The sequence below is a fragment of the Nonomuraea sp. MTCD27 genome, from assembly GCF_041950495.1.
Classification (GTDB): Bacteria; Actinomycetota; Actinomycetes; order Streptosporangiales; family Streptosporangiaceae; genus Nonomuraea.
Genome location: NZ_JBGNUW010000007.1, coordinates 25,546 through 45,887, shown reverse-complemented (window position 1 = coordinate 45,887; position 20,342 = coordinate 25,546). Strand labels below are relative to the sequence as shown.

Sequence of the window (20,342 nt, the reverse complement as noted above, 5' to 3'; positions counted from 1 at the left end):
CGCTCAGTGCTGGATCAGGCCGCCGACCGGGACCGGAGCGACGTGGCCGGTCGCCGGAACGGTCTGCGCCAGGGCGAGGCCGATGTCGACCAGCGACGCTCGGCGCAGGCCGGCGACGTCGGCGATCGGAGTCCACGCCGACTCGGCGATCTCGCCGTCCGGCTCGGGCCGGAGCCGGCCGCCGGTGATGCGGATCCGGTAGAAGACGCCGACGTTCTGGTGCGTGGCACCGGCACGGGCGACGGCGGCGGGGATCACCCGCGAGTCCACGCCGAGCAGGCGCTCGACCACAGCGTCACAGCCGGTCTCCTCGGCGACCTCCCGGATCACCGTGTCGAACGGATCCTCCCCGTGCTCGACCCCTCCGCCGGGAAGAGTCCAGCTGTGTTCGCCCACGGGTGGTACGTGACGAGCGAGCAGCACCCGCCCGTCCTCGACGCACACGCCGTACGCCGCCAGCCGGAAACTCACCCGCACCTCCTCCCCCGGGAGAAGCGGCTCATGACGCGGCGCCCGCGCCGTCGTCCCCGCGCAGAGCAGCCGCGAAGCGCCGGCCCGGCGCCGGGTCGACCCCGAAGCGCTCGGCGTAGCGTTCGTGCATCTCCGCCCACCCCTCGTGCGCGTCCTCTTCGGAGACGTCCTTGCCCGCGAGGTGCGGTTCGAGGCGGGAGAAGTAGGCCTCCCAGCCGGTGGCGGTCTGCGCGGAGAGGTCGCGGTCGTCGACGACGTGGATGAAGACCAGGCGGCAGCCGTCCTCGTGCGGGGACAGATCGAAGCTGTACAGCTGGCCGGCGAAGGTCCACGCCAGGCGGTGGGGTGGATCGACCTCGGTCACCTCGCCGGTCGCGCCGGCGGCCTCGAAGGTCTCGCCCGGCGCCGGTGTCCAGTCGGCGGCTGCGGGAAACCACTTCTCGAGCTCCGCCGGCACGCTGACGGCTCGCCACACGCGCTCGATCGGGTAGGGGAGCGTGCGCTCGAAGCGCAGCGCCGGGCGGCCGTCGATCGTTTCCAGGGTTCCGTGCATCATGGGTTGTCCTCCAGGTGTCGTTCCAGGGCGTCGAGGCGCCTCGACCAGTAGACGCGGTAGGGCTCCAGCCACTGGTCGACCTCGGCGAGGGGCTCGGGGCGCAGCGCGTACATCCGCTGCTTGCCCTCCGTGCGCACCACGACGAGCCCGGCCTCGCGCAGCACCTTGAGGTGCTTGGACACGCCGGGCTGGCTGAGATCGAGGTGTTGCACCAGCTCTCCGACGGGCCGCTCGCCGTCACGCAGCAGGTCGAGAATCTGCCTGCGGTGCGGCTCGGCCAGGGCTGCGTAGGCGCTCACGTGCTCATATTGCCAGATGGAAATATGTTCCGGCAACCCGGGGCCGAGCCCTCACTCCGGCCGTGGCGGCGGGTCCGGCCGCGGGGCGTCAGGCTGCGGGGGTGGTCGCGGCGGAGGGCGGTGGGGGCGGGTCCGCCGGGTCGCCGGGCATGGTGACGGGGACGGGCTCGGCGCGGGCGGCCCAGCGGCCGTCGTCGCTGCGGACGAGGCGTACCGGGTGGTCGAAGCACGCGCTGACCAGGTCGCTGGTCAGGACCTCGGCCACCGGGCCGCCGGCCAGGCACAGGCCGCCGCGCAGCAGCATGGCGTGTGTGGTGGTGGCCGGGAGTTCCTCGAGGTGGTGGGTGACCAGGACGGTGGCCAGCGACGGGTGCCGGGCGCGCAGGGCGTCGATGCTGGCCAGCAGTTGCTCGCGGGCGGCCAGGTCGAGTCCGGTGGCCGGTTCGTCGAGCAGCAGGAGCCGGGGCTGCGGCATGAGGGCGCGGGCTATCAGCGCTCGCCCGCGTTCGCCCTGGGACAGGGTGGGCCAGGTCGCCTCGGCCCGATGGCCCATCCCGAGCATGGCGATCAGCCCGTCGGCCCGTCGCGCCTCCAGCGGGGTGGGCGTCCAGCGGGGCACGAGTGCGGCGGTGTTCGTCAGGCCGGTCAGCACCACGTCGCGCACCCGCAGCGGCCCGTCCGGGGCGTGGCGCGGGTTGACGTGCCCCAGGTAGGAGCGCAGCTCGCGGACGTCCACCCGGCCCATCGTGCGCCCGAGCACCTCGACCGTGCCACGGCTGGGGTGGGTGACGGCGCCCAGCAGCCCGAGCAGGGTGCTCTTGCCGGCGCCGTTGGCCCCGAGCAGTGCCCAGTGCTCGCCCGGGTGCACGGTCAGCGAGACCTCCCGCAGCAGATGGCGGCCGTCGCGAACGAGGTCCACGCCGTCGGCCCGCAGTACGGGCCCGGTGTCGGCGGGACGTGAGACCACCGTCATCGGCCCGCCTCCCGCCCGCTCGCCCCAGCCCGATCCCGCACGGCCGCGGCACCGTGCCACAGCCCGAACATCTCCGTCACCACGCGCTCCCTTCCAGGCTCGTGGTAACGAACATATCGACTCATCAGATGTCTGATGTATTCGGGCTTGCGTCCCGTGTTCAGGACCGGCGCTCGGCGGACCAGGGGCTCACGCGCCGCAGGCGGTGCGGACGTCCGCGACGAGCCGGGCCGCCGCGTCGACGGTGCGGCCGATCTCCTCCGGCGTGTGCCCGACCCCGGCCAGCAGCGCCCGTGCCCGCTCGCCGAACCCCTCCGGCGCCGACGGCAGCCGGTCGGCCGAGGCGACCATGCCTTTCTCGTTGATCAGCCAGGCCCCGTCCGCCGCGTGCAGCGCCTGGCAGGCGACCCCGACCGCCCGGAAGACGGCCCCCGCCGCGTACGCCGGATCGTTCCCGGCGGCCCCGTACCGGGCGGTCATCAGCGCGAAGTCGCACTCCCACAGCCCCCTGACCAGCGCCTCCCGCAACGCGGGCGGATAGTGCGCGACCTGCTCGCGCAGGGCGGTGAGCTCGCCCCCGGGGTCGGCGAGCACGCGGCACAGCGCCACCTCGCCCGCGTAGGCGCAGGAGTAGAAGCCGAGCGGGTGCCCGACCTGGAAGCCGATCTCGTAGCGGCCGTCGAGGCAGTCCCGCCAGACCCGGTGCACGCGGTCGAGGTCGCGGTAGATCCAGTCCACCCGCCACCCGTCCACGGTCAGCCAGCCGCCCCCGTCGACCCAGGGCCCCCACCCGCCGGGCTCCGTCACCTCGGTGTCCTCGCCCGTCACGTCCCGCGCGAGCGCGCGCAGCTCCGCCACGGCGAGCCGGCCCCGGTAGTAGAGGCCGAGGTCGATGTCGGAGTCCGGGCGGTGGGTGCCGCGGGCCCGGCTGCCGCCCAGGACGACGGCCACCACGCCGGGGACCGTGACCAGCCGCGAGGCTATGCCGTGAAGATCCGGTTCTCGCACGGGTCGAGCCTAGACCGCCCGGCGTACAGCCGGACGCCCGGCCGCTGAGCTGGGGCTTTCCTGGATGGACTGGTTCGTGGACCCCTAGGATGAGTCGTGTGAAGTACATGCTGATGATCTACGCCAACCCCGGGTCGCCGGTGGGCGACGAGGTGATGGCCGAGGTCGACGCGCTGATGGCGGAGCTCGTCGAGAGCGGCGAGCTCGTCGGCGGGCAGGCGCTGGACGGGCCCGCGAGCGCGCGGACCGTGAAGGTGCGCGACGGCGTGCCCGCCGTCACCGACGGCCCCTTCCCGGAGGCCAAGGAATACCTGGCCGGCTACCTGGTCGTCGAGTGCGACGGGCTCGACCGGGCCACCGAGATCGCCGCGCGCTGGCCGGACGCGCGGCTGTGCGCGATGGAGGTGCGGCCGGTCATCGACGAGGTGAACGGGTGAGCGACGTCGAGGGGCTGCTGCGGGAGCTGGCGCCGCAGGTCCTGGGCGCGCTCGTACGACGTTACGAGCAGTTCGACACGTGCGAGGACGCCGTGCAGGAGGCGCTGCTCGACGCCTCCCAGCAGTGGCCGGAGCAGGGGCTGCCGGACAACCCGCGGGCCTGGCTGATCACGGTCGCGGCGCGCCGGGTCATCGACCAGATGCGCAGCGAGCACGCGCGCCGGCGCAGGGAGGAGAGCGTGGCCGTCAGCGTGCCGGCCGACGAGTTCACCGCTCCGGCGCCGGGCGAGGAGCGGGCGGCGGACCAGGACGACACGCTGACGCTGCTGTTCCTGTGCTGCCATCCGTCGCTGTCGCAGCCCTCCCAGCTCGCGCTCACGCTGCGGGCCGTGGGCGGGCTGACGACGGCGCAGATCGCCAGCGCGTTCCTGGTGCCCGAGGCGACGATGGCGCAGCGCATCAGCCGCGCCAAGCAGCGCATCAAGGCCACCGGCCTGGAGTTCCGGATGCCGCCGGAGGGCGAGCGGGCCGACCGGCTGCGGGTGGTGCTGCACGTGCTGTACCTGATCTTCAACGAGGGCTACACCGCCACCTCCGGGCCGGAGCTGCTCCGGGCGGACCTGACGGGTGAGGCGATCCGGCTGGCCAGGGCCGTGCACCGGCTGCTGCCCGGGAACGGGGAGGTCTCGGGGCTGCTGGCGCTCATGCTGCTCACGGAGGCGCGCCGCCCCGCCCGTACGGACGGGGACGGGCGGCTGATCCCGCTGGCCGAGCAGGATCGCGGCCTGTGGGACCGCGCGCTGATCGAGGAGGGCGTCGAGCTGGTCACCAAGGCGCTGTCCACCACGGTTGTCGGCCCCTACCAGGTCCAGGCGGCCATCGCGGCCGTTCACGACGAGGCGCCGAGCGCCGAGGAGACGGACTGGCCGCAGATCCTGGCGTTGTACGGGGTGCTGGCGGGCGTCGATGACAACCCGGTGGTGCGGCTCAACCACGCGGTGGCGGCGGCCATGGTGCGGGGGCCGCGGGCTGGGCTCGACCTGCTCGACGACCTGACGGGCGACGACCGGATGGCGGGGCATCACCGCCTGGCCGCCGTACGCGCCCACCTGCTGGAGATGGAGGGCGACGCGGAGGCGGCGCTGGCCGCGTACCGGGAGGCGGCCCGCCTGACCACCAGCCTGCCGGAGCAGCGGTACCTGGAGGACCGAGCAGCCCGGCTGTCTTGACAATGATTTTTTTCGGTGCCATCGTGCTCCCATGTACGAAGTGGCGGTGATCGAAGACCCCGCGGCGGCCGAGGCGTCGCTCGACCCCATGCGGTCGAAACTGCTGGCGGAGCTGGTGGAGCCCGGCTCGGCGACGTCGCTGGCGGCCAAGGTGGGCCTGGCCAGGCAGAAGGTCAACTACCACCTGCGCACGCTGGAGCGGCACGGCCTGGTGGAGCTGGTCGAGGAGCGCAGGAAGGGCAACGTCACCGAGCGCGTGATGCAGGCCACGGCCGCGTCCTTCGTGATCTCCCCCGTCGCGCTGGCCTCCGTGCAGCCCGACCCCGCCAGGTCGCCGGACCGGCTGTCGGCGCGCTGGCTGCTGGCGCTGGCCGCGCAGCTCGTCCGCGATGTCGGCACCCTGATCACCGGGGCGGCGAAGGCGCAGAAGCGGGTGGCGACGTTCGCCATCGACGGCGAGGTGCGCTTCGCGTCGGCGGCCGACCGGGCGGCGTTCGCGGAGGAGCTGGCACAGTGCGTGACCTCCCTGGTCAGCAAATATCATGACGAGTCCGCCGAGGGCGGGCGCGAGCATCGGCTGATCGTGGCCGTCCACCCCACCGTGAAGGAGCGCTGACGTGGGGCACGAGTTCGAGCTCCCCCACGAGGCGACGGTCGGGGCGACGCCGGAGGAGGTCTGGGAGGCGATCTCGACCGGGCCGGGCATCGACTCGTGGTTCATGGGGCGCAACGAGGTGGCCGACGGCGTCGTACGCACCGCGTTCGGCCCGTTCGACATGCCGCCGTCGACCGTGACCGGCGCCGAGCCACTGCGGCGCTTCGCGCACGCCAGCGACAAGGGCGACGACGGGCGCTTCGTGGCCTACGAGTTCATGATCGAGGGCCGGGAGCGGGGCAGCACGCTGATTCGCATGGTGACCAGCGGGTTCCTGCCGGGCGACGACTGGCAGGACGAGTTCGAGGCCATGTCCAGGGGTCTGGAGCTGTACGTGGCGACGCTGGCCGAATACCTGGGCCACTTCGCGGGGCGGGCGGCGACGCCGCTGACGGAGTTCGGCCCGCCGGTCACGGACTGGCCGGACGCGTGGAAGCGGCTGAACGCGGCCCTGGGCGGGCCGCCCTCCCCCGGCGACCGGGTCCGTTTCGGCCCCGGCGACCGTTTCGAGGGCGTCGTCTACCACCGCAACTCCCAGACGGTCGGCATCCGCTCCGGCGAGGCGATGTACCGCTTCCTCCAGGGGTTCGGCGGCTCCATGATCGCCTCCCACCTGCTGTTCGCGAGCGCGGACGACCAGGGGCCGGCGTGGCGGGCGTGGCTGGCGGACCTGTACGCCTGATCTCGGCGGGCCGGCTGGAGTTCCTGGCCGCGGACGCCGCCACCGGCGAGCGGCTCGGCCGCGTGGGCCTGGGCCCGCGGGGCGACGGCACGGCCGAGATCGGCTACTGGGTCGACCCGCGGGCCCGGGGGCGCGGCGTGGCGACGGACGCGGTCCGCGCCGCCTGCCGGTGGGCCTTCGCCACCCAGGGTCTGGAGCTGATCGAATGGCGGGCCGAGGCCGGTAACGTGGCCTCGCGCCGGGTCGCGGAGCGGGCGGGTTTCCTGATCGAGGGGACGCTCAGGAAGCGGCTCCGGCATCGGGGCGTCCGGGTGGACGCCTGGGTCGGCTCGCTGCTCAAGGAGGGGATGCCGTGAAGCTCGACGTCCAGGTCGGCTCGGGGCTGGACGGCCTGCGGTTCGGCATGGACGAAACGCAGGTCAGAGCCGGGCTGGCCGCTTACGGGGAGGTCGTGGACGCGACGGCTCCCGGAGGCGCGCTCTGCCTTCGCACGCGGGGGCTCGACGCCTCGTTCTCGGTGTACGCCTCCTTCACGGCCGACGGCCTGCTGTTCACCCTCGAGATCTGGCGGCCGGATGACGCGAGCTCGATCGAGGTGAGCCTGTACGGCATCCCGGTCTTCGCCGCCCCCGCCGACATCGTCCTGGCCCGGCTGGCCGAGCTGGGGCAGCCGGTCGACCTCGCGGACCGGTGGCATCCGCTGCTGCCCGAGGCGTCGATCGGCCTGGACCGTGAGGGCGGCGACGACTGCGACGACGACGGGCTCGCCCGCCACTTCCAGTCGATGTTCATCGCCCCGCCCGGCTATTACGCGGGGCCGCCCGGGTCCGGGATGGGTGGTGTGCGGAGCGGGCAGGAGTGGCGGGGTGAGAGTCGTCGCCTTGTCCGACACGCATGCGCCCAGGCGGTGGCGGTCGTCCCCGCCCCGGGTCGCCGAGCAGTTGCGGGGTGCGGACGCCATCCTGCACGCCGGTGACGTCTGCGTGCCGTCCGTCCTGGAGGAGCTGGCCGCGTACGCGCCCGTGCACGTCGTGAAGGGGAACAACGACGGGCCCGACGTGGTGGCGCCGGAGACGCTGGAGCTGACGCTGGACGGGCTGCGGGTCGGCATGATCCACGACAGCGGCCCGGCCAAGGGGCGTCTGGCCCGCATGCGGCGCCGTTTCCCGCACGCGGACCTGGTGGTGTTCGGTCACTCGCACATCCCGCTCGACGAGTCGGGGGAAGGGCTGCGGATCTTCAATCCGGGCTCCCCCACCGACCGCCGCCGCCAGCCGCACGGCACGGTGGGGCTGCTCACCATCGAGCGGGGCGTCCTGACGCGGGCCGAGATCGTGCCCGTCACCTGACGGCGGCCTACTTGACGGCGGCCTACTTGACGACGTCGTCGCGGGACTTGTCGAGGTTGGTCTTCAGTTCCTCCATGACCTTGGCGTACCCGAGGTAGCTGTAGCGCTCGGCCGCGTGCCACGGGTAGAGCTGGCCGGCCTTGACCGCGGGCAGCTTGGCCCAGGTGGGCTTCTTGGCCATCTCCTCGATCTTCATGGACTGGGAGCGGGCGTCCACGAGGATCACGTCGGCCTGGTACTTGTCGGCGTTCTCCCAGCTCAGCACCTCCCAGAAGCCGCCCTCGCTCTCCGTCGGCCGCTCGGGATAGACGATGTTCAGGCCGAGCTCGCCCCAGTACTTGAGGTCGGGGTGGTCCGGCAGGTACGCGACGTACAGGGACTCGGGGGTGGCGGTGACGATCATGACCTTGAGGTCGGGCTTCTCGGCGGCGAGGGTCTTCAGCGCGGCACTGGCGGCGTCGAAGCGGTTCTTGGCCTCGACCACGGCCGGGGCCTCGGGGTCCGCGCCGAGGGCGGCGGCGAGCTGGCCGTACTTCTCGATGATCTGCACCAGCGGCTTGCCGCTGAGCTGTACGCCGACCGTCGGCGCGACCGCCTCGACCGCCTCGAGCGACTGCTCGGGGACGTACCAGAGGGTGTCCTTCAGGTACATGCCCGACACCAGCAGGTCAGGCTGCACCGCGGCGTACTTCTCGACGTTGAACTCGCCCCACACGTTCCCGATCGACTCCACCTTGGAGATGTCGACCTCGCCGACCTCCGGGTCGCGGCCGCCGTCCTTGAGCTTGTGCGGGCCGAACACGGCGACCGGCTGCACGCCGAAGTCCCAGAGCGCGGCCGCCGCGGCCGACTGGGCGACGACGCGCTGCGGCCGCTGCGGGAGCGAGACGTTCTTGCCACGGTCGTCGCTCCAGGTCCAGGGGCCCTGCGCCGGCGCGGAGCCGGAGGCGGCGGCCGTCGCGGACGACCCGGCGGCGGGCGGCGCGGCCGTCCCGCCACAGGCACCGACGCCGAGCAGGGCGGCGGCGCCGAGGGCGACGAGGGCACGTCGCGGGACTGTGGCCATGGATTCTCCTCTTTGCACATGCTTTACCGTTGTCGTTCGGCGATTAGCTTAGCCTTACCTAACCAAGATGTCCCCCTGGGGTAGGCCCCTGCCGTCGCCGTACGACCCCGGGGGTAGGCGGGGCGGCGACGGGCGGCGGATTCGGGAACCCGCGTCCCGCCCGGATCCTGGAGCCCTCAAGAGACTTAAGGGGCGACGTAAGTCGACGGGAACGCGGCCGTAAGCGCCCTCGAGCACAGTGATCACACGAGATCACCGCAGAGAAGGGCCGAAGAGATGAGCCAGCCGTACAGCATCCAGGACGAGATCCGCCTCCCCGGGTTCACCGGCACGGCGCACCTGCCGGGCGAGGCCGGTTACGACGAGGGCCGCCGGTCCATGAACCCCTCCGTGGACGCCCGCCCGGCGCTGGTCGCCGAGGCGTACGGGGCCGGCGACGTACGGGCCGCGCTGCTGGCGGCGCGCGGGCACGGGGTGCCGTTCGCGGTGCAGGCCACCGGGCACGGCACGCACGCCGCGTGCGACGACGGCATCCTGGTCAGGACCTCCCCGATGGCGTCGGTGCTGGTGGACCCGGCCCGCCGGATCGCCCGTGTGGGGCCCGGCGCGCGCTGGGGCGAGGTGATCGCCGCCGCCGCGCCGTTCGGCCTGGCTCCGCTGTCGGGCTCGTCCCCCACGGTCGGCGTCACCGGTTACACGCTCGGCGGCGGGCTGGGCTGGCTCGGGCGCAAGCACGGCTTCGCCTCCGACAGCGTGCTGCGGGCCGAGGTGCTGCTGGCGGACGGCCGGCACGTCACGGCCAGCGCGGACAGCCACCCCGAGCTGTTCTGGGCGCTGCGGGGCGGCGGGGGCGGGTTCGGCGTGGTGACCTCGCTGGAGTTCCGGCTGTACCCGGTGGCCGAGGTGTTCTCGGGGTTCGCGTACTTCCCGATCGAGGCGGCGGCCCCGATGCTGGCGGCGTACCGGAGCTGGATCGACGACGCCCCCGACGAGATCAGCACCGCGCTCGTGCTCAGGCGGATGCCCGGCGACGAGCAGGTGCCGGCGGCGGTGCGCGGCAGGCACGTCGTGCAGCTCAAGGTCGTGCACGCCGGGACGGCCGAACAGGCCAGGCGGCTGCTCGCGCCGCTGTGGCGGGCCGCGGGCCCGGCGCTGCTGGACGAGACCCGGACCACCACGTACGCCGCCACGGCCATGGGCGGCACGCCGGCCCGGCAGCTGGACCTGCTCGACACGGTGACCGACGAGGTGGTCGGCGCGCTGGTGCGGGCGGCCGAGCACGCGCAGACCATCGAGATCCGGCACTGGGGCGGCGCCATGGGCCGCCCGGGCCCGGACGCGGGGCCGGTCACGCACCGCTCCACGAAGCTGTCGGTGATCGTGGACACGGTGGTGCCCGAGCTGGCCGGGGAGCTGCGGCCGTACGCCAACGGGGGGACCTTCCTGAACTTCCTGGCGGACACCTCGCGAACCGCGGCGGCGTACACGGCGGCCGACCTCGGGCGGCTGCGAGCGGTCAAGCGGGCCTACGACCCGGACGGGTTCTTCCGCGTCGGCCACGTCGTCCCGGCCTGACCGCCGCCGGCGGCCGGCGCGAGGGCGTCCATGACGGGCCCAGGGGCCGGTCGGCTGCTCACGACAGCCCAGCTCGGAATCAGGAGCGTCTGAAGAAGGCGGTGAGCCGGGGGCCGTCCGAGCGTCACCGGGCCGCTTCCAGATCCGCCACAAGGCCGAAGTGGTCGCTGGCCCAGATGCCGTTGACCGGCCGGTCGAAGATCTGCCGGCAGTTCTCCGGGCGCAGCGTCGGGCCGTTTCCGTGGCAGCGCACGAAGAGGTAGTCAATGCGCCTGCCCGCCTCCAGGGGCCAGTTCCCGTTCTTCACGAGAGGATTGACCGGGGTGAAGGTGTGCCCCGGATCGTGTGGATGGGTCCACTGCCAGACGTCGCGGTAGGCCACGCTGGTTCCCCGCAGGGATTGCAGGCCGCTCCAGAAGCGGACGCTGGCCGCCTCCGGCGGGGCATCGAAGTCCCCGGCCACCACCACGTGCAGACCCCGCTCACCCAGCACCTCCTCGATCAGCCTCGTCGCATGGACGGCTTGCAGCTCACGCTCGTGCTCGTGAGCGAGGCGGAAGGAGGGTTTGTGGTTGACGAACAGCAGCGGCTCCGGCGCCAGAACCTCGGCGAGACCGATCCAGCCGGCGAACTCCGACAGGTTCACGCGGGTGGTGACGGCCAGTCTCCTCTGCCGGATCTCGCCCAGGGGCCAGCGGCTGGCGATCGAGGCCCGGGTGCCGTCGGCTTCGCCCTGCTCCTGGTGAACGACGTGGTAGCCGGGGCCCAGCAGGTCGGCGACCTGGTCGTAGTCGTCTGTCACGACCGACTCCTGGAAGGCGATTAGATCCGGGCACAGGTCACGCAAACCGGCGATCAGCACTTCCCTGCGCTCGCTCCAGGAGCCGTGCCTGGCCCAGAGGTTCAGCGTGGCAACGCGCATATCCGGGCGCTACCCCCGTGTGCGGCACCGGCACATCTCCGACGTCGCCGGAGATGTGCGGCGGTACGGCGGGGGTCGCCGCCTCCATCGACAGGCGACACAATCGTGGAGGTTTCCGGTAAGTGTGATGGCGCTCCCAAGCGTGTAGAGGGTGTGGAGCAACTGGAGTTCGAGGAGTTCTACCGGGACAGCAGGGACGCGTGCCTGCGGGCCGTACTGGTCGGTACCGGGGATCCGCAGCTGGCCGAGGACCTGGTCGCCGAGGCCTACGTGCAGGCGTGGAGCGGCTGGCGCAAGGTGCGGGCGCATCCCGCGCCGCGCGCCTGGATCGTGCGCACCGCGCTCAACACCCGCGTCTCGTGGTGGCGCAGGCGCCGCCGCGAGGTCGCCCTGGCCGGCCATGACGCCGAAGGACACCAGCAGACGCAGGGCATCGACCCCGCGCTGATGGCCGCCCTGCGGCGCCTGCCCAGGCGGCAGCGGGAGGTGGTGGCGCTGCGGGTCTTCCTCGACCTGGACACCGAGGCCACCGCCAAGACCCTCGGCATCGCTCCGGGCACCGTAACCGCACACCTGGCACGGGCCGTCGCCACGCTGCGCGGCGACCTCGCCACCGCCATCACCCAGGAGGGCCAAACATGAACGACGTCTTCGACACCATGAGGGAGTCGATGGAGGGCGTGCACATGCGCACCCCCGTCGAGCGGATCGTCGCGGCGGGCCGGGCGCGCCGCCGCAGGAAGGTCACGGCGATCGCGGCGGGCTCCGCCGTCGCCGGGGGGCTGTCGCTGGTGGTCATGACCGGTGGGGCGCAGGTCAACGCGCCTCCCGCGGGCGTGCATGTCCAGCTCGCCGCCTTCTCCGTCGACAGCAACGCCGACGGTACGGTCACCGTCAAGCTCACCAAGGAGCAGACCCTCGACCCGGCCATCCTGGAGAGCACCCTGGCGCAGGCGGGCATCCCGGCCGACATCCGGATCAACGAGTTCTGCACGTCCCCGACCGACATCCCGGGCTTCGACAAGGTCATGGACAGCAGCAAGGAGGCGGGCGGGCAGGTCCTGATCACCATCGATCCGGCGGCCATGCCCGCCGGGACGAAGATCATCGCCGGCATCAGGACGCCCGACTACCTGCCGGACAACCCGAGCAAGCTGGGCGCCGTGTTCGGCCTGGCCCGCGACGGCGACACCCTCCGGTGCAGCACCGAGCTTCCTCGGTAGCGCCGACGCGGGAACCTCGCTCGGTCAGGCCGGTGTGGCGCCCCCCGGCTGACCGGTGAGGTGGGCCTGGGCGTACTTGCGGAAGGCCGCCACCAGGCGACCGCGGTCGCCGGCGCGGGTCACCAGCGCCACGTGGCTCGGCTCGACGCCGTCCAGGGGAACCGTGGTGAGGTCCGGCCGCAGGCCGGTGAAGTTGGCGCCGGCCGGGACGATGACCACGGCCTGCCCGCCCGCGACGAGCTCGAACTTGTCCTCCACGGCCTCGAGGAAGGGGCCGTCGGGAGCCGGGCTTCCGTCGGGCCGGGGGTCGATGCGCCAGAAGGCGTCCCAGACGGGGTCGGGCGCGCGGGGCAGGGGCTCGTCGGCGATGTCGTCGAGGGTGATCGACTCCTTGCCGGCCAGGCGGTGGTCGCGCGGCACCAGCAGGGCCCGGGGCTCGTCGTAGAGGACCGTCACGCGGAGCCCGTCGGTGGGGAACGGCAGCCGGGCCACCGCCACGTCCACCCGGTGGGAGAGCAGCGCGGTGTGCGGCTCGTTCCAGGCCACGTGCAGGGTGCGTACGTCGGCGTCGGGGTGCCGGTGGCGCAGCTCGCGCACGGCGGGCGTGACGATCAGGTTGGCGGTGTAGCCGACGGTGATCCGGTTGGGCCGGGCGGCGGCGCGGGCGCTCGCCGCCGCCTGCGCCGACGACCGCAGGACCGCCCTGGCGAGCGGCAGGAAGACCTCCCCCGCCTCGGTGAGCCGGCTGCCCTGCGGGGTGCGGTCCACCAGGCGGGCGCCGAGCTGCTGTTCGAGGCGGGCGATCTGCCGGCTCAGCGACGACTGGGTGAGGTGGAGGGTCTCGGCGGCGCGGCCGAAGTGCCGGTGCTCGGCGAGGACGGTGAAGCTCCGTACGAGGTGCAGGTCGAGGTCCGGCGGCGATGGCGACTCGGGCATGCGCCCAGCCTAATGGCCGAACCCCTTGAGCTGTGGTGATGCGCGAAACGCGATGCGGCTTGCGGAACATTCATTGGACCTGGGACGCTCCGCGGGCGCAAGGTGGAAGCACCGGCCCCCTGCGACGTGCGGCCGGTTCTCACCTGCCCTTGCCAAGGAGTGCGTTTCATCATGCGCGTATTCGTCACGGGTGCGACCGGGTTCATCGGGAGCGCCATCGTCCGCGAACTGCTCGGCGCCGGGCATCAGGTCGTCGGGCTCGCCCGCTCCGAGGGGGCCGTCGCCTCGCTGGCGGCCGCCGGGGCCGAGGCGCACCGCGGCTCCCTCGACGACCTGGACAGCCTGCGCGGTGGCGCGGCCGCCGCCGACGGCGTGATCCACACCGCGTTCGTCCACGACTTCACCGACTTCGAGGCCGCCGTCCGGACCGACCGGCGGGCCATCGAGGCACTCGGGGAGGCGCTCGTGGGGACCGGCCGGCCCTTCGTCATCGCCTCCGGAACCGCCGGCCTCGCGGCGGGCCGCGTCGCGACCGAGGACAGCGCGCCCGACCCGGGATCGTTCGGGGCGCCCCGGTACGACTCCGAGGTGGCGGCGCTGTCGTTCGCCGAGCGCGGCGTGCGGACGTCTGCGGTGCGGCTGCCGCCGACGGTGCACGGCGAGGGTGATCACGGCTTCGTCCCGGGCCTGATCGCCACCGCGCGGGCCAAGGGGGTCTCCGCCTACCCGGGCGACGGATCGAACCGCTGGCCCGCCGTGCACCGGCTGGACGCCGCGCGGCTGTTCCGGCTGGCGCTGGAGGGCGCGCCCGCGGGCGCGCGCCTGCACGGGGTCGCCGAGGAGGGGGTGCCGGTACGGGAGATCGCCGAGGTGATCGGCCGGCACCTGGGCCTGCCGGTGGCCTCCATCTCCCCCGAGGAGGCGATGGAGCACTTCGGCTTCCTCGGTATGGTCCTCTCCCTCGACGTCCCCGCCACCAGCGACCTGACCAGGAAGCTGCTGGACTGGTCCCCCGGCCGGCCCGCGCTCCTCCCGGACCTCGAGGCGGGACACTACTTCACCGCCTAACGCCTGGTCGTCGAAGAACGTCGAGCGCCGCCGGGACCGGGCCAGAAGCCACAGCAGCAGGGGCGCGCCGAGGGCGCCCGCGACCACGCCCACCGGGAGCTCCACGACCGGGATCAGCAGGCGGGCCCTCAGGTCGGCGCTCAGCACGATGAACGCCCATGAGCCCCGCGACCACGGGCGACCGCGACCTCGTCGCCGAGTTGCAGCACGCGGGTCCGAGGCCGGTGGGGAGCTGGAAGCCGAGCGAGCCGCGCAGGCGGGAGCGCGGGTCCTGGCTGCCGAAGACGAAGTAGCCCTCGTACAGGTCCAGGAGGCCGACGGTGACGACGCGCTGGGGCGCCGCGGTGATCGTGGTGCTGCCGTACGTGTGCGGCAGCGTGACGGGGAAGGCGCCCCCGCTCGCCGTCGGCGTGGCCGCGGCCGGGGGCGCCGGCGCGGTGGCGCCGCAGCTCCTAACCCACTTGATCCGCTTCGCGCCACCGCGTGACACGGCTGCTGTGCGGCAGCCGTGCCACCTCGGATGGTCACCCCGGCCGGCGGCCGGGGCCGGCCCTGTTACGGGCGCGTCGTGCGGTGCGGGATGTGTTCGGCGGTGCCGACGTGGTTACGGTGCTTGCGCATGCCCGCGAAGCCCAGCAGGCCGAGCAGGCCCAGCAGGCCCCACAGGCCGGCGTTGCCGCCGCCTTCATCCCTGGTCTCGTTCGGCTGCGGTGCGGGTGTCACCTGGCTCTGCGCGACCGGCGCGACCGGCGTGTCGGCCGTCGCAGCAGTTGCCGGGGCTAGCGTCAAGAAGAACGCCAGGCCCAGCCCGGTGAGGGTCTTGCGCATTGGGTTCCCCCGATCCGGCGGTCTCAGCGACCGCGGAGACCGCCTATCACGCCTTCTCCGTGGAAGGCTCCCGATAGCGGGGCGATCTCCATATCCCCTGCTAAATACGCCTCTACCATCGTCCCGGGGGCATCAAACGCCTTCTCCTCGCGACGGGGCGCCGTGGCGATCGGGGATGCCCTGGCGTACGCGGGTCTCGCAGATCCTGGCAAGTTCGGTCCGGGCCCGCTGACGGGGTGCGGTGGGGGCGAGGCGTACGGGGGCGAGCAGCCTCACCTCGGCGACCAGGCCCCGGGTGGCGGCCACCCGGAACATGGAGGCGAGCAGAGAGTCGTCGCCCACGTAGCAGGCGCGGGTGGAGGTGACCGTACCCTCGCGGTAACGCAGCGTGATCGGGCGGACGGCCGCGCCCGCGTCGACCGCTGCCTGGAACACCGCCGGGCGGAAGCTGCCCATGCCGCGCCCGCACCACGTGGTGCCCTCCGGGAAGGCGACCACCGTGTCCCCGGCCCGGAGAGCGTCGGCGACGGCCGCCACGGCCGACGGGAGCGCGGACAGGCGCTCCCGGTCGATGAACAGCCCGCCGGCGCCCGCCACCAGCGTGCGGATGACCGGCCAGCCGGCGATCTCGCGCTTGGCCAGGGGGCGTGAGGGCAGGGTGGCGGCGATGACGAGGGGGTCCAGCCAGGAGACGTGATTCGCCACGACGAGCGTCCCGCCTGACGGGTCGTCGCCCGCCGCCCCTCCGGCGGCCTCGACGACGACCTCCAGGCGGATGCCCAGCGCCCGCAGGAGCAGGCGGGCCCACATGCGGGTGACCTCACCCTGCCACCGCGACGCACAGTCACGGGAAGCGGCGGCGGTGCCAGCGGGGGCTGGGGTGCGGGCGGGGGCGGGGGTGCGGGCGGCGGTGCGGGCCCCGAGGTGCGGCGTGTGGGCGCGCAACGCCAGCACGCGCAGGAGCAGCGCCCGCAACGCGTAAACCCGCAGGATGAACGCCGCGAGACGGGCGGCGAGCGCGTGCGTGGCGGGTGAACTGGAGGTGCGGGGACGGGAGCCCGGCGGACGGTCGGCGGACGGAGCCGGGGCAAGCGATGGCAACGCCCGCGAAGCCGAGGCGGGTGAAGGGGGGCTGGCGGGACGGGAGGCAGCGGCGCCGCTGACAGGGGCGCTGGAAACGGCGGCGCGGGAGGCGAGGCTACGGGTGGTGATCGTGCGGGAGGCGAAGGTGCGGGTGGTGAGGGTGCGGGTGGTGAGGGTGCGGGTGGTAAGGGTGCGGGTGGTGAGGGTGCGGGTGGTGAGGGCTGTGGGGACGCCGGCGAGTACCACCGCGAGCGCTCCGAGGAGCCGGGCGGCGCGCTGGAGGCGGCCTGCGGCGGCGGCCGGGTCCCCCACACAGGTGTCGGGGGTGCAGGGGCCGAACGGTCGCCACGGGTTGTCCCGCGCTACGGCGGCGGGCGCCGGGGCGGCCTCCCGGGGCAGGTCAGCGGGTGGGAGGACGGCGCTCACAAGGGCTCCCCGAGCGGAGGCTTCCCGAGCCGCGGCTCACCGGCCGAAGACGGTCCCAGCGGGGACTCGCCGAGGAAGTACCGCAGGTAGCGGGCGTTCACGTTCGCCATCGACAGCAGCATGAAGAAGTCCGCCGTGCCGAAGTCCCGGTCGTGCGCGGGGGCCCCACACACCCACGACCCCAGCCGCAGGTACCCCCGCAGCAGCGCCGGCGGCACGAACCGGTCGGGCAGGGCGGCGCCCCGGGAGCGCCACGGCGTGCGGGGCGTCACCCGGTACTCCGCCGGACCCAGCGGCACCCGCTCCACCACGGCGGCGGCCAGCGCGCCGCGGTCGTCGAGCGGCACCGAGCAGCAGCCCGCCAGCCACCGGTGACCGCCGGTCACCATGTACCGGGCGATCCCCGCCCACATCAGGGCGACCACCGTGCCGTCCCGGTGGTCGGGGTGCACGCAGGTGCGGCCGGCCTCCACCAGGTCCTTGCGGAGGTGCGCCAGGCCGGTGAGGTCGAACTCGGCGTCGGAGTAGAGCCGTTCGGTACGTCCCGGCGGCAGCAGCCGGTAGGTGCCGACGACCTCGGAGCCGTCGCGGACGAGGAGGTGGTCGCAGTAGGCGTCGAACCGGTCGGCGTCGAGGCCGGAGACCGGGCTGTCGAGCCGCGCCCCCATCTCCTCGGCGAAGACCGCGTACCGGAGTCTCTGAGCGGCCTGTACGTCGGCGGCACTGGTGGCCATCCCGACCGTGTAGCGACCGGTGTCAAGAGAGATCGTCATGGGCGCGCGTCCTTCCCTGAAAGCGTCTCGCGCCTATGTCGACATGCCGAAATGACGTCCGAGTCTCACACCGGGGGCACTCAGGCGTCCGCGTGGTGACGTTCCGGGGGAGACTTCGCAAAGAAAATGAATTCCCCCGCCGCGACCGGCGTCACTACACTCTCGCCTGAGATCACGACAGGGATCATGACGTGACGAGCGAAGGGAGCCGGCCGTGCGCCACAGCACCGCTGCCGTCATCCCCCCGTCGCGTTACGAGGTGATCCTGGTGTCTTCGTCGCCCCGGTGCCGGCTGCGCGGCCGGCACTGGCTGCTGCCCTGACGAAGACCCCTTCGCCGGGGGAATTGCGCCGTCCTGTCAAGAAACGTCCCGAAAGGGTCATGGGCCGTGCGTGCTCACGTCTTCAACCCCCAGACCGTCCCCCTGACCGCCGTCCGCAATCTCGGCATCCTCGCGCACGTCGACGCCGGCAAGACCACCGTCACCGAGCGGATGCTCTACCTGACCGGCGCCACCTACAAGCGCGGTGAGGTGCACGACGGCACGACCGTCACCGACTTCGACTCCCAGGAGCGCGACCGCGGCATCACGATCTTCGCCGCGGCCGTGAGCTGCGAGTGGGACGGGCACCGGATCAACCTGATCGACACCCCCGGCCACGTCGACTTCTCCGACGAGGTGGAGCGGTCGCTGCGGGTGCTCGACGGCGCTATCGCGGTGTTCGACGGCGTCGCCGGGGTCGAGCCGCAGAGCGAGTCGGTGTGGCGGCGGGCCGACCGGCACGGCGTGCCGCGCCTGGCGTTCGTCAACAAGCTGGACCGGGCGGGCGCCGACCTCGACGCGGCGGTCGAGTCGATCCGCCGGCGGCTGCATCCGGCGCCGCTGGTGGTGCAGCTGCCGATCGGGCGCGAGGACGCCTTCACCGGCGTGATCGACCTGATCGGCCTGCGGGCGCTGGTCTGGGACGGCGACGCCTGCCAGGCGCGGCCGGTGCCGGACGACCTGCTGGAGGAGGCGCTGCGGCGGCGCCGGCTGCTGGAGGAGGCGGTGGCCGAGCTGCATCCGGGCGCGCTGGAGGAGTTCTGCGCCGGGCCGTCACCCGCCGAACCGTCGCCCGCCGAACCGTCGCTCTCCGGGACGTCGCTCTCCGGGACGTCGCTCTCCGGGGCGACGCTGGTCGCCGCGCTGCGCGATCTCACCCGTACCGGTGAGGGTGTCGTGGTGCTGTGCGGCTCGGCGTACCGCAACCGCGGGATCGAGCCGCTGCTGGACGCCGTCGTGCGCTACCTGCCCTCGCCGCTGGACGTGCCCGCGGTGCGCGGGCAGGACGGCGAGGTACGGGCCGCCGACCCGGACGCGCCGCTGGCCGCGCTGGCGTTCAAGGTGAGCTCGACGGCGACCGGGCGGCTCACGTACGTGCGGGTGTACTCGGGGACGATGCGGAAGGGGGACACGGTGCTGGACGCGGGCGCGGGCCGTACCGAGCGGATCGGCCGGATCCTGCGCGTGCAGGCCGACCGGCACGCCGAGGCGGACCTGGCGGTGGCCGGGGACATCGTCGCGGTGGTCGGGCCGAAGGCGGCCCGCACCGGCACGACCCTGTGCGCGCCGGGCGCGCCGCTGCTGCTGGAGCCGCCGGGGGCGACCGAGCCGGTGGTGTCCGTGGCCGTCGAGGCGCGCAGGAGCACCGACGGCGACCGGCTGGCGGCGGCGCTGGCCCGGCTGGCCGAGGAGGACCCCTCGCTGGCCGTGCGCACCGACGCCGAGACCGGGCAGACCGTGCTGTCCGGGATGGGCGAGCTGCACCTGGAGGTGGCGGCGGAGAAGCTCCGGCGCGACCACCGCCTGGAGGTGAGCGTCGGCCGGCCGCAGGTCTCCTTCAGGGAGACGGTCGGGCGCGGGGTGTCGGGGCTGCTCTACCGGCACGTCAAGCAGGACGGCGGCGCCGGGCAGTTCGCCCACGTCGTGCTGGACGTCGAGCCGCTGGCGGAGGGCTTCGTGTTCGCCTCGACGGTGGTGGGCGGCCGGGTGCCGCGCGAGTACGTGCGCGCGGTCGAGGCCGGCTGCCGGGACGCGCTGTCCGACGGCCCGCTGGGCGGCCACCCGGTGACCGGCCTGCGGGTCACGCTCACCGACGGGGCCACCCACGTGAAGGACTCCTCGGAGATGGCGTTCCGCACGGCGGGGCGGCTGGGGCTGCGCGAGGCGCTGCGCCAGTGCGCGATGGTGCTGCTGGAGCCGGTGGTGGAGGTGACGGTGACGGTGCCGGACGACATGGCCGGCGGGGTGCTGGGCGACCTGTCGGCCCGGCGCGGCCGCGTCTCGGGCTCGGCGGCGCGGGCCGGCACGGTGGTGATCACCGCGGTCGTGCCGCTGGCCGAGGTGTTCGGGTACGCGACCAGCCTGCGCAGCCGTACCCAGGGCCGGGGCACGTTCACCACCCGCCCGACCGGCTACGCCCCCGCGGCCCGCTGACCCGGGCCGGGCGGCCCCGCTCCCCCGGTACGCCGGGGGGCGCTGTTGGCGAATTGGTCCCCGTGGCGGTTGTCACGCGGCGGGGGCCAGGGCTGCGACGTGGGAGATCCGGGTTGGTGCACGGAGAAGTCGAGGCCCAGAGTGTGCTTCCAATCGATGCGCGCCCGTACCGCCTCGCGGCCTGCCGGTCAGGCGTCCTGGAGACAGCGCGGGCTGCCCTCTCGACGTGAGCAGGTCCTCGAACTGCTCGTCTTCGTAGATCACTCCGGAGGAGCGGATTCGGATGGCCGGAGAGCTTTCAACGGTG

24 protein-coding genes are annotated in these 20,342 nt (G+C 73.4%); 13 read left to right on the top strand and 11 right to left on the bottom strand.

The window, feature by feature from the left end:
• Positions 1–3 precede the first annotated feature (3 nt).
• From ACBJ59_RS21690 to ACBJ59_RS21670, 5 genes are all read right to left on the bottom strand, one after another.
• Complete coding sequence (locus ACBJ59_RS21690; protein WP_375112036.1) at positions 4–471, bottom strand: NUDIX hydrolase; 468 nt, start codon at positions 469–471, stop codon at positions 4–6.
• Between the two features lie 28 nt (positions 472–499).
• The gene (locus tag ACBJ59_RS21685; RefSeq protein ID WP_375112035.1) at positions 500–1,027 is read right to left on the bottom strand and encodes an SRPBCC domain-containing protein; all 528 of its coding nucleotides are present in this window, start codon (positions 1,025–1,027) and stop codon (positions 500–502) included.
• A complete protein-coding gene (locus ACBJ59_RS21680) occupies positions 1,024–1,326 on the bottom strand; it encodes an ArsR/SmtB family transcription factor (RefSeq protein WP_375112034.1) in 303 nt (100 codons plus the stop codon). The genes ACBJ59_RS21685 and ACBJ59_RS21680 overlap by 4 nt, the downstream gene beginning before the upstream one ends.
• 88 nt (positions 1,327–1,414) lie before the next feature.
• On the bottom strand, positions 1,415–2,299 hold the full coding sequence (locus ACBJ59_RS21675) for an ABC transporter ATP-binding protein (RefSeq protein WP_375112033.1): 885 nt from the start codon (positions 2,297–2,299) through the stop codon (positions 1,415–1,417).
• Positions 2,300–2,488: 189 nt separating this feature from the next.
• Positions 2,489–3,307 carry a nucleotidyltransferase domain-containing protein gene (locus ACBJ59_RS21670; protein WP_375112032.1) on the bottom strand — a complete coding sequence of 273 codons (819 nt, stop codon included), beginning with the start codon at positions 3,305–3,307 and terminating at the stop codon, positions 2,489–2,491.
• Positions 3,308–3,414: 107 nt separating this feature from the next.
• Here ACBJ59_RS21670 and ACBJ59_RS21665 point away from each other — a divergent pair, with 107 nt between their 5' ends.
• Genes ACBJ59_RS21665 through ACBJ59_RS21635 form a run of 7 tightly spaced genes read left to right on the top strand, consistent with a single transcriptional unit; the run spans position 3,415 to position 7,659 of the window.
• Positions 3,415–3,744 (top strand): YciI family protein, encoded by a 330-nt coding sequence (locus tag ACBJ59_RS21665; RefSeq protein ID WP_375112420.1) that lies wholly within the window; start codon positions 3,415–3,417, stop codon positions 3,742–3,744.
• The gene (locus ACBJ59_RS21660; protein ID WP_375112031.1) at positions 3,741–4,973 is read left to right on the top strand and encodes an RNA polymerase sigma factor; all 1,233 of its coding nucleotides are present in this window, start codon (positions 3,741–3,743) and stop codon (positions 4,971–4,973) included. Before ACBJ59_RS21665 ends, ACBJ59_RS21660 begins: the two co-directional genes overlap by 4 nt.
• Before the next feature lie 31 nt (positions 4,974–5,004).
• Positions 5,005–5,589 (top strand): ArsR/SmtB family transcription factor, encoded by a 585-nt coding sequence (locus ACBJ59_RS21655; protein WP_375112030.1) that lies wholly within the window; start codon positions 5,005–5,007, stop codon positions 5,587–5,589.
• Between the two features lies 1 nt (position 5,590).
• Complete coding sequence (locus tag ACBJ59_RS21650) at positions 5,591–6,310, top strand: SRPBCC domain-containing protein (RefSeq protein ID WP_375112029.1); 720 nt, start codon at positions 5,591–5,593, stop codon at positions 6,308–6,310.
• Positions 6,286–6,666, top strand: coding sequence for a GNAT family N-acetyltransferase (locus ACBJ59_RS21645; protein ID WP_375112028.1), 381 nt, complete (start codon positions 6,286–6,288; stop codon positions 6,664–6,666). Before ACBJ59_RS21650 ends, ACBJ59_RS21645 begins: the two co-directional genes overlap by 25 nt.
• Entirely contained in the window at positions 6,663–7,286 is a 624-nt protein-coding gene (locus tag ACBJ59_RS21640) for a hypothetical protein (protein WP_375112027.1), read from the top strand. Before ACBJ59_RS21645 ends, ACBJ59_RS21640 begins: the two co-directional genes overlap by 4 nt.
• Positions 7,192–7,659, top strand: a complete 468-nt coding sequence (locus tag ACBJ59_RS21635) for a metallophosphoesterase family protein (protein ID WP_375112026.1) — start codon at positions 7,192–7,194, stop codon at positions 7,657–7,659. Before ACBJ59_RS21640 ends, ACBJ59_RS21635 begins: the two co-directional genes overlap by 95 nt.
• Before the next feature lie 22 nt (positions 7,660–7,681).
• Here the strand turns inward: ACBJ59_RS21635 and ACBJ59_RS21630 are convergent, their stop codons facing one another.
• Positions 7,682–8,725 carry an ABC transporter substrate-binding protein gene (locus ACBJ59_RS21630; RefSeq protein ID WP_375112025.1) on the bottom strand — a complete coding sequence of 348 codons (1,044 nt, stop codon included), beginning with the start codon at positions 8,723–8,725 and terminating at the stop codon, positions 7,682–7,684.
• Positions 8,726–9,001: 276 nt separating this feature from the next.
• On the opposite strand from ACBJ59_RS21630, the gene ACBJ59_RS21625 reads away from it, so the two are divergent.
• On the top strand, positions 9,002–10,300 hold the full coding sequence (locus ACBJ59_RS21625; RefSeq protein ID WP_375112024.1) for an FAD-binding oxidoreductase: 1,299 nt from the start codon (positions 9,002–9,004) through the stop codon (positions 10,298–10,300).
• Between the two features lie 124 nt (positions 10,301–10,424).
• On the opposite strand, the gene ACBJ59_RS21620 is transcribed toward ACBJ59_RS21625, so the two are convergent.
• Positions 10,425–11,222 carry an endonuclease/exonuclease/phosphatase family protein gene (locus ACBJ59_RS21620; protein ID WP_375112023.1) on the bottom strand — a complete coding sequence of 266 codons (798 nt, stop codon included), beginning with the start codon at positions 11,220–11,222 and terminating at the stop codon, positions 10,425–10,427.
• A gap of 153 nt (positions 11,223–11,375) precedes the next feature.
• Here ACBJ59_RS21620 and ACBJ59_RS21615 point away from each other — a divergent pair, with 153 nt between their 5' ends.
• Together ACBJ59_RS21615 and ACBJ59_RS21610 are read left to right on the top strand one after the other, a co-directional pair.
• Complete coding sequence (locus ACBJ59_RS21615; RefSeq protein WP_375112022.1) at positions 11,376–11,864, top strand: sigma-70 family RNA polymerase sigma factor; 489 nt, start codon at positions 11,376–11,378, stop codon at positions 11,862–11,864.
• Positions 11,861–12,445, top strand: a complete 585-nt coding sequence (locus ACBJ59_RS21610) for a hypothetical protein (RefSeq protein ID WP_375112021.1) — start codon at positions 11,861–11,863, stop codon at positions 12,443–12,445. The genes ACBJ59_RS21615 and ACBJ59_RS21610 overlap by 4 nt, the downstream gene beginning before the upstream one ends.
• A gap of 24 nt (positions 12,446–12,469) precedes the next feature.
• Here the strand turns inward: ACBJ59_RS21610 and ACBJ59_RS21605 are convergent, their stop codons facing one another.
• Entirely contained in the window at positions 12,470–13,381 is a 912-nt protein-coding gene (locus ACBJ59_RS21605) for a LysR family transcriptional regulator (RefSeq protein ID WP_375112020.1), read from the bottom strand.
• A 171-nt stretch (positions 13,382–13,552) separates the two neighbouring features.
• On the opposite strand from ACBJ59_RS21605, the gene ACBJ59_RS21600 reads away from it, so the two are divergent.
• Positions 13,553–14,449: an SDR family oxidoreductase gene (locus ACBJ59_RS21600; protein ID WP_375112019.1), complete on the top strand. Its 897-nt coding sequence runs from the start codon at positions 13,553–13,555 to the stop codon at positions 14,447–14,449.
• Positions 14,450–14,607: 158 nt separating this feature from the next.
• Positions 14,608–14,742, top strand: coding sequence for a hypothetical protein (locus tag ACBJ59_RS21595; protein ID WP_375112018.1), 135 nt, complete (start codon positions 14,608–14,610; stop codon positions 14,740–14,742).
• Between the two features lie 262 nt (positions 14,743–15,004).
• Here the strand turns inward: ACBJ59_RS21595 and ACBJ59_RS21590 are convergent, their stop codons facing one another.
• The 3 genes from ACBJ59_RS21590 to ACBJ59_RS21580 form a co-directional block, all read right to left on the bottom strand.
• Positions 15,005–15,277: a WGxxGxxG family protein gene (locus ACBJ59_RS21590; RefSeq protein WP_375112017.1), complete on the bottom strand. Its 273-nt coding sequence runs from the start codon at positions 15,275–15,277 to the stop codon at positions 15,005–15,007.
• Between the two features lie 132 nt (positions 15,278–15,409).
• A complete protein-coding gene (locus ACBJ59_RS21585) occupies positions 15,410–16,786 on the bottom strand; it encodes a lysophospholipid acyltransferase family protein (protein ID WP_375112016.1) in 1,377 nt (458 codons plus the stop codon).
• The gene (locus tag ACBJ59_RS21580; protein WP_375112015.1) at positions 16,783–17,559 is read right to left on the bottom strand and encodes a GNAT family N-acetyltransferase; all 777 of its coding nucleotides are present in this window, start codon (positions 17,557–17,559) and stop codon (positions 16,783–16,785) included. The genes ACBJ59_RS21585 and ACBJ59_RS21580 overlap by 4 nt, the downstream gene beginning before the upstream one ends.
• Before the next feature lie 388 nt (positions 17,560–17,947).
• Here ACBJ59_RS21580 and fusA point away from each other — a divergent pair, with 388 nt between their 5' ends.
• Complete coding sequence (gene fusA / locus ACBJ59_RS21575; RefSeq protein ID WP_375112014.1) at positions 17,948–20,035, top strand: elongation factor G; 2,088 nt, start codon at positions 17,948–17,950, stop codon at positions 20,033–20,035.
• Positions 20,036–20,342: the final 307 nt, after the last annotated feature.

Bases quoted from the DNA above. Each gene is read 5' to 3' on its own strand.
- ACBJ59_RS21685 (WP_375112035.1), bottom strand. From the start codon at position 1,027: ATGATGCACGGAACCCTGGAAACGATCGACGGCCGCCCGGCGCTGCGC.
- ACBJ59_RS21675 (WP_375112033.1), bottom strand. From the start codon at position 2,299: ATGACGGTGGTCTCACGTCCCGCCGACACCGGGCCCGTACTGCGGGCC.
- ACBJ59_RS21665 (WP_375112420.1), top strand. From the start codon at position 3,415: ATGCTGATGATCTACGCCAACCCCGGGTCGCCGGTGGGCGACGAGGTG.
- ACBJ59_RS21655 (WP_375112030.1), top strand. From the start codon at position 5,005: ATGTACGAAGTGGCGGTGATCGAAGACCCCGCGGCGGCCGAGGCGTCG.
- ACBJ59_RS21630 (WP_375112025.1), bottom strand. From the start codon at position 8,725: ATGGCCACAGTCCCGCGACGTGCCCTCGTCGCCCTCGGCGCCGCCGCC.
- ACBJ59_RS21625 (WP_375112024.1), top strand. From the start codon at position 9,002: ATGAGCCAGCCGTACAGCATCCAGGACGAGATCCGCCTCCCCGGGTTC.
- ACBJ59_RS21620 (WP_375112023.1), bottom strand. From the start codon at position 11,222: ATGCGCGTTGCCACGCTGAACCTCTGGGCCAGGCACGGCTCCTGGAGC.
- ACBJ59_RS21610 (WP_375112021.1), top strand. From the start codon at position 11,861: ATGAACGACGTCTTCGACACCATGAGGGAGTCGATGGAGGGCGTGCAC.
- ACBJ59_RS21605 (WP_375112020.1), bottom strand. From the start codon at position 13,381: ATGCCCGAGTCGCCATCGCCGCCGGACCTCGACCTGCACCTCGTACGG.
- ACBJ59_RS21600 (WP_375112019.1), top strand. From the start codon at position 13,553: ATGCGCGTATTCGTCACGGGTGCGACCGGGTTCATCGGGAGCGCCATC.
- ACBJ59_RS21595 (WP_375112018.1), top strand. From the start codon at position 14,608: ATGAGCCCCGCGACCACGGGCGACCGCGACCTCGTCGCCGAGTTGCAG.
- ACBJ59_RS21590 (WP_375112017.1), bottom strand. From the start codon at position 15,277: ATGCGCAAGACCCTCACCGGGCTGGGCCTGGCGTTCTTCTTGACGCTA.
- ACBJ59_RS21580 (WP_375112015.1), bottom strand. From the start codon at position 17,559: ATGACGATCTCTCTTGACACCGGTCGCTACACGGTCGGGATGGCCACC.